Annotated in this window: 11 protein-coding genes; 2 read left to right on the forward strand and 9 right to left on the reverse strand. The window is 63.1% G+C overall.

Going from position 1 to position 12,424, the window contains the following annotated elements:
* On the forward strand, positions 1 to 987 hold the full coding sequence (locus tag AC1DYF_RS09015; protein ID WP_477876370.1) for a beta-ketoacyl-ACP synthase III: 987 nt from the start codon (positions 1 to 3) through the stop codon (positions 985 to 987).
* A gap of 47 nt (positions 988 to 1,034) precedes the next feature.
* Here the strand turns inward: AC1DYF_RS09015 and nadC are convergent, their stop codons facing one another.
* From nadC to AC1DYF_RS09060, 9 genes are all read right to left on the reverse strand, one after another.
* Entirely contained in the window at positions 1,035 to 1,928 is an 894-nt protein-coding gene (gene nadC / locus AC1DYF_RS09020) for a carboxylating nicotinate-nucleotide diphosphorylase (RefSeq protein ID WP_477876371.1), read from the reverse strand.
* A gap of 1 nt (position 1,929) precedes the next feature.
* On the reverse strand, positions 1,930 to 3,465 hold the full coding sequence (locus tag AC1DYF_RS09025) for an L-aspartate oxidase (RefSeq protein WP_477876372.1): 1,536 nt from the start codon (positions 3,463 to 3,465) through the stop codon (positions 1,930 to 1,932).
* Complete coding sequence (nadA, locus tag AC1DYF_RS09030) at positions 3,462 to 4,433, reverse strand: quinolinate synthase NadA (protein ID WP_477876373.1); 972 nt, start codon at positions 4,431 to 4,433, stop codon at positions 3,462 to 3,464. Before nadA ends, AC1DYF_RS09025 begins: the two co-directional genes overlap by 4 nt.
* Positions 4,434 to 4,500: 67 nt before the next feature.
* The gene (locus tag AC1DYF_RS09035; RefSeq protein ID WP_477876374.1) at positions 4,501 to 5,394 is read right to left on the reverse strand and encodes an NUDIX hydrolase; all 894 of its coding nucleotides are present in this window, start codon (positions 5,392 to 5,394) and stop codon (positions 4,501 to 4,503) included.
* 129 nt (positions 5,395 to 5,523) lie between these two features.
* Positions 5,524 to 6,171 (reverse strand): hypothetical protein, encoded by a 648-nt coding sequence (locus AC1DYF_RS09040; protein ID WP_477876375.1) that lies wholly within the window; start codon positions 6,169 to 6,171, stop codon positions 5,524 to 5,526.
* A gap of 1 nt (position 6,172) precedes the next feature.
* Positions 6,173 to 7,633: an aspartate aminotransferase family protein gene (locus AC1DYF_RS09045; RefSeq protein ID WP_477876376.1), complete on the reverse strand. Its 1,461-nt coding sequence runs from the start codon at positions 7,631 to 7,633 to the stop codon at positions 6,173 to 6,175.
* Positions 7,634 to 7,636: 3 nt separating this feature from the next.
* Positions 7,637 to 8,284: a class II aldolase/adducin family protein gene (locus tag AC1DYF_RS09050; protein ID WP_477876377.1), complete on the reverse strand. Its 648-nt coding sequence runs from the start codon at positions 8,282 to 8,284 to the stop codon at positions 7,637 to 7,639.
* Positions 8,277 to 9,869 carry a xylulokinase gene (locus AC1DYF_RS09055; RefSeq protein WP_477876378.1) on the reverse strand — a complete coding sequence of 531 codons (1,593 nt, stop codon included), beginning with the start codon at positions 9,867 to 9,869 and terminating at the stop codon, positions 8,277 to 8,279. The genes AC1DYF_RS09050 and AC1DYF_RS09055 overlap by 8 nt, the downstream gene beginning before the upstream one ends.
* 79 nt (positions 9,870 to 9,948) lie before the next feature.
* Positions 9,949 to 10,989 carry an AraC family transcriptional regulator gene (locus AC1DYF_RS09060; protein ID WP_477876379.1) on the reverse strand — a complete coding sequence of 347 codons (1,041 nt, stop codon included), beginning with the start codon at positions 10,987 to 10,989 and terminating at the stop codon, positions 9,949 to 9,951.
* A 290-nt stretch (positions 10,990 to 11,279) separates the two neighbouring features.
* Here AC1DYF_RS09060 and AC1DYF_RS09065 point away from each other — a divergent pair, with 290 nt between their 5' ends.
* Complete coding sequence (locus AC1DYF_RS09065) at positions 11,280 to 12,422, forward strand: MFS transporter (protein WP_477876380.1); 1,143 nt, start codon at positions 11,280 to 11,282, stop codon at positions 12,420 to 12,422.
* Positions 12,423 to 12,424: the final 2 nt, after the last annotated feature.

Genomic DNA, 12,424 nt, shown 5'->3' on the forward strand with positions numbered 1-12,424 from the left:
ATGCAAACCTGGTCTTCCCGCATGATCGGCTTCGGCCATGCCGTGCCGGCGCGGCGCGTCGACAATGCCGAGATCGAGGCGAGCCTTGGGCTCGAACATGGTTGGATCGAACGACGGACCGGCATCCGGGCGCGTCACTGGGCGGGAGATGGGGAGACGCTGAGCGGCCTTGCCGCCGAGGCCGGGCGAATGGCACTCGACGATGCGGGTGTCGCTCATGACGAGATTGCCTTGACGCTGCTGGCAACCTCGACCCCGGACCATCTGCTTCCGCCTTCGGCGCCCTTGCTCGCCCACCGGCTGGGCCTGGAAAAATCCGGTGCGATCGATCTCGCAGGCGCCTGTTCGGGCTTTCTCTATGCACTCACCCTCGCGGACGGCTTTGTTCGCGCCCAGGGACGCGCGGTTCTCGTGGTCGCCGCTAACATTCTCAGCCGGCGTATCAATCCCGCAGAGAGGGCCAGTGCGGTCCTCTTCGCCGATGCCGCGGGCGCTGTCGTGCTCGCACCCAGCCGCGACCGCCAACGCGGTCTTCTTGCTGCTGAACTTGCCTCCGATGGCGGCGGCTATGATCTGATCCATATACCGGCGGGGGGCAGCAATCGGCCTTTTTCGCATGATATCCCGGCGGAGGATTTCCTGATGACGATGCGGGATGGCCGAGAGGTGTTTTCGCGGGCTGTCGAGCTCATGACCAGGACATCGCAAAGGGTGCTCGATCGGGCGGAAATCGCCATCGGGCAGATCGATCGGTTCGTCCCGCATCAGGCCAATGCACGCATGTTTGACGCCGTTTGCGGCAATCTCGGCATCGATCCGGCAAGAACGGTGCGGACGATCGAAACCTTCGGCAATTCCTCCGCTGCCACCATCCCGCTTTCGCTTTCCGTCGCCAGGAAAGAGCGACCATTTGCGGAGGGCGAGACGCTGCTGCTGACCGCTGCCGGGGCCGGTTTGACGGGCGGTGCAGTGGTCTATCGAGTCTAGCCGACGAAGGCGGTCTCCATTGCAAAGGCGTTCACCCGACATGAATGCTATCCGAACCGTTCCTGCAGAGACGGCGTCCGATCATCCGCCCGCTCACAAAAATCCATCCCGATATCGAGCGTTGGCGCACTGTGCGTACACCAGCCGACCGAGATCAGGTCGACGCCGGAAGTAGCGATGGCGACGGCGGAGGCCTTGGTCACGCGGCCGGAGGCCTCGGTGATCGCGCGGCCGCCGACCATGTCGACAGCCTTTCGCAATATGCCGGGGCTCATATTGTCGAGCAGCACCGCATCGACGCCGATCGCCAGCACTTCAGCCAATTGTTCGAGCGTATCCACTTCAACCTCGACCTTGACCATGTGACCGGCATTGTTCCTGGCGCGGCGGATCGCTTCGGCAATGCTGCCGACGATGGCGATATGATTGTCTTTGATCAGTACGGCGTCATGGAGTGCGAAGCGATGATTCATGCCGCCGCCGGCGCGGACGGCATATTTTTCGAGCGCCCGGAGACCTGGGGTCGTCTTGCGCGTACAAACGATCTGGGCCTTGGTCCCTTTGACGGCACCGACCAGGCCAGCCGTGGTCGTGGCTATGCCCGAGAGATGGCCAAGAAAGTTGAGCGCCGTCCGTTCGGCCGTCAGCAATCCGCGAGACGGACCCGAGATCGTCGCGATCACATCCCTGGGCCTTAGCGCGGCGCCGTCCTGCATATGGGATTCGAAGCGGATAGCCGGATCGACAAGCTCGAAGGCGAGCTGGGCGACGGAGAGGCCTGCAAGCGTGCCGGCCTCCCGGGCAGCGAGGACAACGGTCGACGTGGCGTCGAGCGGAATGACTGCGTTCGACGTGATGTCGCCGGCGAGGCCGAGGTCTTCGAGGAGGGCCGCACGCACGATCGGCTCGACAATCAGGCGATGGGGAGAGGACAGGTTCATATCAGGCGCTCCGGGCAAGGATGTTGGGTCGATTGGCGTTGGTGGTGTCGAGGGCTTCCGCAAGCGTCATTTGCTGTCGACTTGGCACGATGGCTGTTGCCGGGAAGTCCGTGCGGGCATGGGCACCACGTGATTCGCAGCGCTGATGGGCGAAGACTGCAATAAGGAGCGCCACGAGGGCGGGATCGCTCCCGGCGCCACCCGTGCTTACGAGTGGCGTCAACTGCTCGATTGCCTCTACGAGGCCTCTTTCATTGCGGCGCAGTCCGAGATGCCGGCTCGCGATCGCGCGTGCGGCGACAAGATCGGGTGGAGGCGGCAGGTTGATCGCCGCCTTGTTCGGTGCTTGGCGGCCAGTGGTTCCGCCAATATCAAGAGCGGCGCGTTCGGCCATGACCACAGCTTCGAGCAGCGAATTGCTGGCAAGCCGGTTTGCGCCATGCAGGCCTGTGCAGGCCGCTTCACCGACGACCCAAAGGCCGGGGATGGTGCTGCGCCCATCAAGGTCGGTGGCGACGCCTCCCATGTGATAGTGAGCGGCAGGGCATACCGGGATCGGCGTGGTCGCGGGGTCGATGCCGGCTTGTTGGCACAGGCGGTCGATCACCGGAAAGCGGGTTCGAAAACGCGAACCCAGCGCGGATCGCGCGTCGAGGAAAACACGGCCGCCGCGATCGAACTCAGTGCTGATGGCGCGGGCAACGACATCCCTTGGTGCGAGTTCTGCACCGTCTGTCGCCTGCATGAAACGCTGGCCATGTTCGTTGAGAAGGACGGCACCTTCGCCGCGCACGGCTTCACTCACCAGCGGTAGCGGCATCTGGTCAGTGTCGAGTGCCGTCGGATGAAACTGCACGAACTCCATGTCGGCGAGGGCGGCACCAGCCCGGGCGGCAAGCGCGATACCCTGGCCGAAATTGCCGGCAGGATTGGTCGTGGCGCGATAGAGCCCGCCTATGCCCCCGGTTGCCAGCACGACACGGCGTGCGGAAAGCGTGACCGCATTGCCTTTGTGTACGCAGACGACGCCAGAGATGCCATGCGCATCGACCATCAGACGGCGTGCCTCACAATGTTCCAGAACCATGATTGATGGCGTTTGCCGAACCGCCTCTACGAGAGCCTTGACGATCGCCGCTCCCGAGCCATCGCCCTGGGCGTGGACGATACGGTGTCGGCTATGGGCAGCCTCTAGTCCCAGCGCCAACCTGCCATTCGCATCGCTGTCGAAAAGGACGCCATACCGCTCCAGCAATTCGATGGCGTGAGGTGCCGAGGAGACGATTGCGCGCACGGCAGGCTCGTCGCATAGGCCATTTCCGGCGGCCAAGGTGTCGGCAATATGGAGTTCGATGTCGTCATCCTCGCCGAGGCTCGCGGCGATGCCGCCCTGTGCCCAGGCACTCGAGGATTCCTGACCGAGCGAAGCGCGGGTCACGAGCACCACCGGCATTGGTGCGAGCGAGAGCGCCGTCACCAGTCCGGCGATGCCGCTGCCGATGATGACGCATTCATGCGTCTGGGGAAGCTTGGTCATATTGCCAGCATCCTTTCCACAGCGCAGCGTGCCGGGGCGGCAATAGCGGGGTCGATGGTCACTTCGTGGCGGTTTTCCTCCAGCGCCTTGCGGATATTGCCGAGCGTGATCCGCTTCATATGCGGGCAGAGATTGCAGGGCCTGACGAAATCGACATCGGGATGATGGACAGCGATATTGTCGCTCATCGAACATTCGGTGAGCAGCACGACCCGCGCCGGGCGCTCGCGGGCGACAAAGTCCGACATGACCGCCGTGGAGCCGGAAAAGTCGGCGGCCTTCACCACATCCGGCGGGCATTCCGGATGCGCGAGCACCACTATGCCCGGATGATTTTCCCTGATTTGCCTGATGTCGTCGGCATCGAAGAGTTCGTGCACCTCGCAATGGCCGTGCCAGGCGATGATCTCGACGGAGGTTTCGCGCGCCACATTCAGCGCAAGATATTCGTCGGGCAGCATCAGGACGCGGGGGACGCCGAGCGACTCGACGACCTCCTTTGCATTGCCCGAGGTGCAGCAGATATCGGACGCGGCTTTCACCGCGGCAGACGTGTTGACATAGGTCACCACAGGCACGCCCGGATGGGCCTGCCGCAGCAGCGCGATATCCGCAGGCGTGATCGAACCGGCAAGCGAGCAGCCGGCTTCGAGGTCGGGGATCAGCACGGTCTTGCCCGGGTTGAGAAGCTTGGCGGTCTCGGCCATGAAATGCACGCCGGCCAGTACGATCACGTCCGCCTCGACCTGCATGGCTTTGCGGGCAAGTGCGAGGCTGTCGCCGACGATATCGGCCACTCCATGGAAGATTTCGGGCGTCTGGTAATTATGCGCGAGGATCACCGCGTTGCGTTTGCGTTTCAGGTCGAGGATGGCCGCGATGTCCTCTTCGTGAAACATCCATTCGGCCTTGGGAACGACACGGCTGACTCGGTCGTAGAGCGAAGACAGTGAAACTGCGGGTGACATATGCGCCTCCTATATACTCAGATTGAGTATTAGTCGGACAGAGACATATTCTCGATTTGAGAATATGTCAAACCCGCGAAAGTGGTAATTTAGTTCCAGCGAATTCGCGTTCTTCCCGCACGCTGCGCCTGAAGCGGAACAGCTTCGCTGGCCGGCCACCCGTCTCGCTTTCGCTCTCGCCGGTTTCCTCGACGAGATCGTGCTGTTCGATCAGCCGGCGGAAGTTGGGTTTGTAGAGCGTCAGTCCTGCCAGGGCTTCGACGGTACGCTGCAATTGCAGCAGGGTGAACTGGCTGGGCATCAGTTCGAACACGACCGGCCGGTATTTGATCTTGGCACGGAGCCTTGCGATAGCCGTCGCCAGGATGCGCCGGTGATCGCCCGCCATGGCGCGGCCGAAGGTCGTCGGGCCGAGGCCTCGATCCTCCCCGATAGCTTTGGCTTCATAGAGCAGTTCGTAACGCTGGAGGACGAGATCCTCATTCCACTGCGCATCCGCGCCGCCGAAAGCGATCGCTATCCTGCGCTTGCGCTCGTCGGATTTCGCTACCGGACTGTCCGCCGCCCAGCGCTGGAGACGATCGAGCAAATCGACCAAGATGGCCGGCCGGCCATTTCGATGGTCTTCCCAGGGGAGGTAGTCGTACCAGCCCCGCCAATGCCCACGGCCAGGTTCGGTCTGTTCCCGCATCAGGCCGAGATAGCTGATCGAGATCGTGCGGCCTGCGCCGTCCGTCCTGTCGCGGTCGGCAAATGTGTAGAGCTGCTCCAGGAAGCCGGGTGCCTGGCCCGTCTGTTCCTCCACCCATTCGCGCAGCCCATGCTGCAGCGAACGGTGTCCGGTCTCGAACGGACCGGAGGGCAGGGCGTTGCCGGCGTCAATGGTCATGACGCGCGGCTGACCGTCGGTCACGGCGGCGAGGACGGCGATGAGCTCGGCGTGGATCGAAGATGTCGTCATAGAACGTTCGTGTGCAAACAATCTCGACCGCTTGTAGCACAGGTTCTGGTCCGTAGGGAAACCGCGAAATCAAACAGGCAATGGCGGTTCAGACGAATTTGTCGCGGCGCTGTCGCCCGCCTTTGATCATCAGTAGCCGGCTTTCATGATCGCCCGCTCGCCACGAAGGTGTCGTGCGGCGGCGTCCTTCTGGTCTTTCCTGAGCCGCCCATTGGCGATGAATTTGACCAGCCATGGAATGCGTTTCACCTTTCGTGACGTGCTCTGCGCCAGCACGAAGCTTTCGGCGCATTTCTCGAGAATCTCGACATTGGCCGTGAGCCGTGCGAGCCCCATGCCGAGGCAGAGCGAGACATCGTCGAGCGCATAGGCATTGGCGCCGTTGGACAGCGCCGCGATCGGCCTGCCATCAGTTGACCGCATGGACAGGCGAGATACCTCGACGCCGAGATGGCGGACCTGCTCGTCGAAGACGGCAGGCAGCGACACGCCGAGACTGGCGAGCGCGCCGGTCCAGGGCAGGGCACCCGAGGCGATGGCGCCGACATCCGGTCGAGCGGCGTAGATGCGGTGGTGCAAGCCGGAGGGCGCACCCGACAGGTTGGTCCATCGGAACACCATCATGCCACCCGGCGCGGCGATCATGACTGCAACGAAAGCATCCTGTTCGGGGACGCGTTGCGACAGCGTATCGCCCGGCTGCAAAAAACCTTTGCCGGCTAAGCGAATGGCCGCCTGCCCGAGCGCATCCTCGATTACCCTGTTGTCCGCAGTCATGTCACACCAACTTGAAGACGGATTCGAAGCGGTTCAGCGCATCGTCGATCACCTCGTCGGTATCGGCCATGCTCGTATAGATGCGGCTGCCGGCGAGCGTCAGGATGCCATGCGCGAGATAGGCCGCACCCATCTCCTCCATCAGGTGCCGGCGGGCATTGACCTCGCGCATGAGTTTGATCGGGTTGCGCATGCTCATCAGCAGCACCGCCGAGGTCTGGAGATGGACGATCGAGCCCATATTGTAGACGACATAGGGCAGGCCGAGCCGGTTCATGATCTCCTTCAGCCCGCTGGCAAGCCGGTCGCCAGCACGGCCGGCAATGACCGGGGCGTTCGTCCGCGCCATTTCCTCGATCGCGTGGTAGCCGGCGACGCAGGAGAGCGGATTGGCCGAGAGCGTGCCGCCGACGAAGGCGCGCTTCTTCGACGTGCCTATGCCGCCGACCAGCGTCATCATGATGTCCTTCGGCCCGCCGATCCCGCCAGCCATCAGGTAGCCGCCGGTAATGCATTTGCCAAACACGGTCAGGTCCGGCCGCACATTGAAATAGCCCTGGGCGCCGCCCATGCCGACGCGGAAACCGGTCACGACCTCGTCGAAGATCAGCAACGCGCCGAACTCGTCGCAGAGTCTTCTGACTTCCGCATTGTAGTCCGGAGTCACAGGCCGGGTGCCGCTTTCCGGGCCGAGCGGCTCGACGATGACGGCGGCGGTGCCGCCGCGGAGGCGATTGAAGAGCAGCTTGCGGCGCAGTGTCGAAAGCTCGTTGGGGAAGACTTCCTGTGTATGGCCGGTGGCGCCACGCGGGATGCCGATCGCCTCGCGCCGACCGGTGCCCGGGACGCGCATGCCATAGACCATCTGGTCGCTCCAGCCGTGATAGCCGCCGCCGACCTTGATCACCCATTTCTTGCCGGTATGGGCACGCGCAAGGCGGATTGCGCCCATGACGGCTTCCGTGCCCGAGCCGAGCATGCGAAACATTTCGATATTGGGCATGTGGTGGCGGATGAGTTCGGCGAGCTTGAACTCATATTCATGCAGCAGGCCGGTGACCGGGCCGCATTCGTCGATCACCTGATGCGCTTTCTCGCGCACCGGCAGATAGTTCGAGCCAAGCAGCGTCGGTCCGCCCGCCTGGAGGAAGTCGATGTAGCGGTTGCCGTCGGCGTCCCACAGATAGGGGCCGTCGACTTTCGTCGCTGCGAGCGGGAAGGGGTGATTGAAAGCGAGATTGTGCTGTACGCCGCCCGGAATCACATCCTCGGCCCGCTTCGCCCAGGCCTTCGATGTCTGGCATTTCTGCTCGAAATAATCGAGCACGCCGGGCATCGCGTCCTTGCGGATGCCGCGCGGCGGCAGTTTCAGCAGCGCATTCAACCTGTCCATCAGGTCCTTGTTGTCGGGCCATTGGCTGATCGCATAGGCAGGCTCGGCGGGGCGTGGTGTCATATTCATGTCTCAGGCTCCTGAGGTGACGGCTTTGTCCAGCGTTGCGGCAATCATAGGCCGGAGCGAGGCAGCCGGGCCGTTCTGGTCGATGCGTGTGTGGAGATGGATGGCAGCGGCGGCCTCGATGCGGCTGGCCATCGAGGCTGCGTCATCGAGGCTCGTCGTGGTGTAGATAACGCCATGGCTGGCGAGCAGGTAGGCGTAGACGTCTAATCGCAAGGATTTGCCCAGTGCCTTGACCAGCATGCCGGTGCCGGATGGTCTGTAGGGGACGAGGCCGATATAGCGGCCGAGCTCGGACGGGCTGCCGACCGGCCATAGCAGGGTTTCGTGTAACAGGGCGACGGCGCTTGCGATCGGCTGGTGGGTGTGGATGCTGGCGCGCCGCTCCGGCCAGGCGGTCAGCATGCGCTGATGCAGGCCCTTCTCGACCGAGGGCTTCCTGCCGCCCTCAACCTGCTCCAGCGTGTCGAGCAGCAGGACGACGATATCCTCAGCCTGCATCGTCTCGTAATCTGTCGCGGTCGGCGTCACCGCAAAATGCCGGTCATCCAGCCTCAGCCCGATATTGCCACCGGTGCCGGCGAAATAGCCGTGCGCAGCGAAATGGCGGCACATGTCTGCGACCTCTTGCCGTTCGGTCAGAAAACTAGCCATAGGCCCTCTCATTGCCGCCATTGAGGCGCCGGTAGAGCGGCGCAAGCCGCTTGTGGAGTTCGGTGAAGGTGCCGAACAGGTCGTCATAGAGCTGCCGGTTGGCGCGGTCCGGCTCGTAACGGCGTTCGACCTCGACGAGGCCAGGCACATCCTCGAAGCGGAGCAGGCCGAGGCCGACTGCGCCGATGAAGGCAGCACCGCGTGCATTGGCCTTCACCGGGTCGCGGAGCTGGCGGATGCGGACATCGAGCACATCGGCGAAGATCTGGCACCAGGCGCCCGATATGGCCCCGCCACCGATCATGGCGAGTTCCTCGATCCTGTGGCCGAGGAAGCCCGCGACCGGCTTCATCATCCAGCGTGTGTTCAGCGCCACGCCCTCGAAGACGGCACGGACCAGCGTCTCGCGATTATGCTGCATACTGAGATTGAAGATGCCTGCGCGGAGCGAACGATCGTCAACCGGGGAACGCTCCCCGAACAGCCAGGGCAGGTAGATTGCACCCTCGGCGCCTGCAGGCACGCGCGCTGCGATTTCGTCGAGGATGCGATAGGTGTCGATCGAGGGCTCGGCATCGATCAGCCCATCCTTGTGGAAGACGATACGATCCTTGAGGAAGGCGATGTTGGAAGCACCGCTCGATTGCATCGCCATCATCAGATATTTCGACGGGACCGCGCAGGGCACCGAGGCGATCTGGGTCAGGACATTGGTCTTCTTGAACGGCACATGTGCCGCGATCCAGGATGACGATCCCATGTAGAGATGCGCATCACGGTCTGCCTGCGTGCCGGCGCCGATGGCGGCGGCCGTATTGTCGATCGCGCCGGCCACGACGGGCGTTGTCGCCGGCAGGCCAATCGCTTCCGCGACCTCGGGCAGCAGGGTGCCGATAACGTCGGTGCAGCGGACGAGGTCGGGGAATTTCTCCCTGTCGATGCCGCTCATCGCGATCAGGCCGTCATGGTATCGGATATTGTCGACATCCCTGTTGTCAGTCRCCCAGGAGGTCAGGATCGAATCCTGCGTGGCGCAGAAGCGGCCGGTCAGGCGCAGGTTGAAGAAATCGAGCACATTGAGGAATTTGTAGGTCCGGGCATAGATTTCGGGGAAGGCGTCACGGATCAGCAGCATGTGGCCCGCCGGGTCCTTGCCCGACAACGCCGGAGCGCCTCCGCAGAGCCGCAGCCATTTCTGCAGCTTCAGCGCATCGTAACCCGCAACCTTCAGGCCGCGCATTTCACGCTTCAGGTAACGGGCGCCGCGCATGTCGAGCCAGATCACGGCATTCATCAGTGGCTTGCCGTCGCGATCGACGGCGATGGTGCCTTCGCCCTGGGTTGAGGTGCAAATGGCCGCGATGCTGGAGGCGGGGATGGCGCTTCCGCCGATTACCTCGCGGGCGGCGTCGATGAAGGCCGTCCACCAATCCTCCGGGTTCTGTTCGGCACCGATCCGGTCGACGACTTCGAACCGGACGGGACGGAACGCCCAGCCGGCGACCTTGCCCGTCAGCGAGACGAGCCCGACCTTGCAGCCGCTCGTGCCGAGATCGATCGCCAATATGTACCGGTCGGATGTCATTAGTTTCACAGTCTCCCAGGGAAAGGGTCTAACCGAGGCCTCACATTCCGATAAGCGGCCGACCGATCCGATTTGGGGTCTATTTCGGCCAATTGACGGCAAGATCCTTGCGCAAGGCGCCAGGTGTCGAGCCCGTCCAGCGCCGGAAAGCGCGGCGGAAATTATGCGGGTCCGTGAAGCCCACGGCAAAGGCGATCTGTTCGACCGACATCTGCGGATTGGTAAGCAGTTCGAGCGCCCGGTTTTTCTTCAGCCCATCCAGCACGCTCTGGAAGGAGACTCCGCCCTCGGCAAGCCGGCGCCGGAGCGTCCGTTCGCTCATGCCAAGTTCGCGAGCGACCTTCGCTATGGCATGATGCCCGTCCAGCCGCTGCCGCAGCACCCGTTCGACGGACTCGATGACTTCGGCGGCCTCGCGCGAGCGGGCGCGATGGAAGGCGAGGAATTCGAGAAGCTGCCGATGGCCGAAAGGATCGGCTGTCTTGAGCGGCTCATCGTACCAGGCAGGGTCGAAGACGAAGGCATTGGCGATCGCACCGAACCGGATGTCGCAGCCGAAGACATTGGTATACGCGTCGACATAGGGCGGCGCGGGATAGGCGAAGTCGACGCGGAGCGGCTTGAAATCCTCGCCGGCGAGAGCAAGTCCGATGCCCATGAAACTGGCAAAGGCCTCTTCGACGAGGAAGACATAGATGTCGGGATCGCTGAACCGGCTCGTCGCCATCACAGCTACACCCTCGCCCGAGGCGCGCATGTCGAACTCCAGCATGCTGCCGGTGTCCTTCTGCAATTCGAGCCCGAGCCGGACCGCTTCGCCCACCGTGGGCGCCGTCAGCATCGCATAGCCGACAAGGCCGACCGACGTGATCCTCTCGCGCATGCCTGTTTCGAGCCCCAGCGGCCTGCCCTTCGCCATCTTCATCGCCCGCAGGATCACTTCGCGCCCCTGACGGAAGGAGATACGGCATGCGGGATCGGCAAGGTCGTCCAAGGTAACGCCGAGGCCGGCGAGGAGGCGCCCGGCATCAAGGCCGACCTCGCCAAGCGTCGCGGCAAGGCTGCGAATAAGAAAGGCTGGGATGTTCGCGGTCATGTAACGCGCATCGACTGGCTTCATCTGACCCCTTTCTTGGTTCGCTCGCAGGCTGCCGATTTAAAGCCATCCTGCCGCGATCTTCAAGATTTTCCTGCCTTGCCATGTGATCTCCTGTCGTCCACCCGAACGAATTTCAGCATGTCACGGTGTTCCAGTTTGGCCGGATCGGATACCATCATGTCCTCAGCGATCCCTTGCCGGCGGGTTTCGACGTTCTATGCTGCACGATACCGCTTCGGGGGAGGGGCAATGACAAGGATCGAAGGCGCGCGGGTCATGCAAATCAGCAATTGCGAGCCTGGGGGAATTCGATGATCTGGTGGATTCTTGGCCTCAGCGCCGCCTATGCCGTCGCCCTCAATGGCACGATGGTCACGCCCTTCGTGGTGATGTCGATCAGCAAGCTTGCCGGCTATGATGAGGGCCTTGCCACCATGGTCGCCGCCGCCGAGCTGGCCGGCATCGCGCTCTATGGCATCTTCCTGCCGGGCCTCGCCAAGCGATCCTGGAAAGTCGTGGCCGTGGCCGGCCTGATCGCCGTCGCTCTCGGCGAAGCATCGAGCTTCTGGCTTCACTCGCCCTGGCTGCTGGCAGGAGCGCGGCTTGTGGCGGGGCTTGGCGAAGGGGCGATCTTCAGCCTCGTCTGCATGAATCTCGCCTCGATCGCCAATGCCGAGCGGCTCTGGGGCGGCATAAGCCTGATCGGCGGCACGACCATGGGCCTACTGCTCTTCGTGGTTTCGCTGATGAAGCTGCAGCCCGACAGTGCGCCCGTCTTCCTTGCCATCGCGGCCTTCACAGTCATCATGGCGCCCTTCTTCATCTTTCTCGCCCGGCGTCCACGCGCCATGCCCGTCGCAACCGAGCAATCCAGGCTCGACCGCGGCAAGATGCTGCTGACCATGGTTGTGGTCTTCCTGGTTTATGCCGTGCAGGCTGCGCAATGGGCGATCTGCGGCTATGTCGGCGAGCGGGTCGGCCTGAGCGGCGGCGAGGTCGGTTTCTATCTCGCGGTTTCGTCACTTCTCGGCTTCGTCGGCGCCGTGGTTCCCTCGATGACGCGCGAGCGGTCGATGCGGCTGCCCTCTGTGCTGCTCGGCTTCCTTGTCATGGCTGTCGCGATCTATTTCCTGTTCAATATCTTCACCGCCTTCGTCTTTGTGACGACGCAGGTCTTCGTCAATATCGGCTTCTATATCGTCACCCCCTTCCTGACGGGCGTGCTGACGGAGAATGATGCGGATGGATCGCTGATGTCGCGCACGCTGGTTGTCGCTATTGTCGGGGCAACGATCGGCACCGGGGTCGCCGGGCCGATCCTCGTCGCGACGAATCCATCGGTCTTTGCCTGGTCCTGCCTGCTACCGCTTGTGTTGGCGGCTGGTTTGGGCATGATCGTGTTCGGGCACCTGCATCGCAGCCCATCGGCTCTCAGCCCACGCACGGGAGAATGAGA

The organism is Rhizobium sp. P2_G9 (assembly GCF_056403475.1).

Bases quoted from the DNA above. Each gene is read 5' to 3' on its own strand.
- AC1DYF_RS09015 (WP_477876370.1), top strand. From the start codon at position 1: ATGCAAACCTGGTCTTCCCGCATGATCGGCTTCGGCCATGCCGTGCCG.
- nadC (WP_477876371.1), bottom strand. From the start codon at position 1,928: ATGAACCTGTCCTCTCCCCATCGCCTGATTGTCGAGCCGATCGTGCGT.
- AC1DYF_RS09025 (WP_477876372.1), bottom strand. From the start codon at position 3,465: ATGACCAAGCTTCCCCAGACGCATGAATGCGTCATCATCGGCAGCGGC.
- nadA (WP_477876373.1), bottom strand. From the start codon at position 4,433: ATGTCACCCGCAGTTTCACTGTCTTCGCTCTACGACCGAGTCAGCCGT.
- AC1DYF_RS09035 (WP_477876374.1), bottom strand. From the start codon at position 5,394: ATGACGACATCTTCGATCCACGCCGAGCTCATCGCCGTCCTCGCCGCC.
- AC1DYF_RS09040 (WP_477876375.1), bottom strand. From the start codon at position 6,171: ATGACTGCGGACAACAGGGTAATCGAGGATGCGCTCGGGCAGGCGGCC.
- AC1DYF_RS09045 (WP_477876376.1), bottom strand. From the start codon at position 7,633: ATGAATATGACACCACGCCCCGCCGAGCCTGCCTATGCGATCAGCCAA.
- AC1DYF_RS09050 (WP_477876377.1), bottom strand. From the start codon at position 8,284: ATGGCTAGTTTTCTGACCGAACGGCAAGAGGTCGCAGACATGTGCCGC.
- AC1DYF_RS09060 (WP_477876379.1), bottom strand. From the start codon at position 10,989: ATGAAGCCAGTCGATGCGCGTTACATGACCGCGAACATCCCAGCCTTT.
- AC1DYF_RS09065 (WP_477876380.1), top strand. From the start codon at position 11,280: ATGATCTGGTGGATTCTTGGCCTCAGCGCCGCCTATGCCGTCGCCCTC.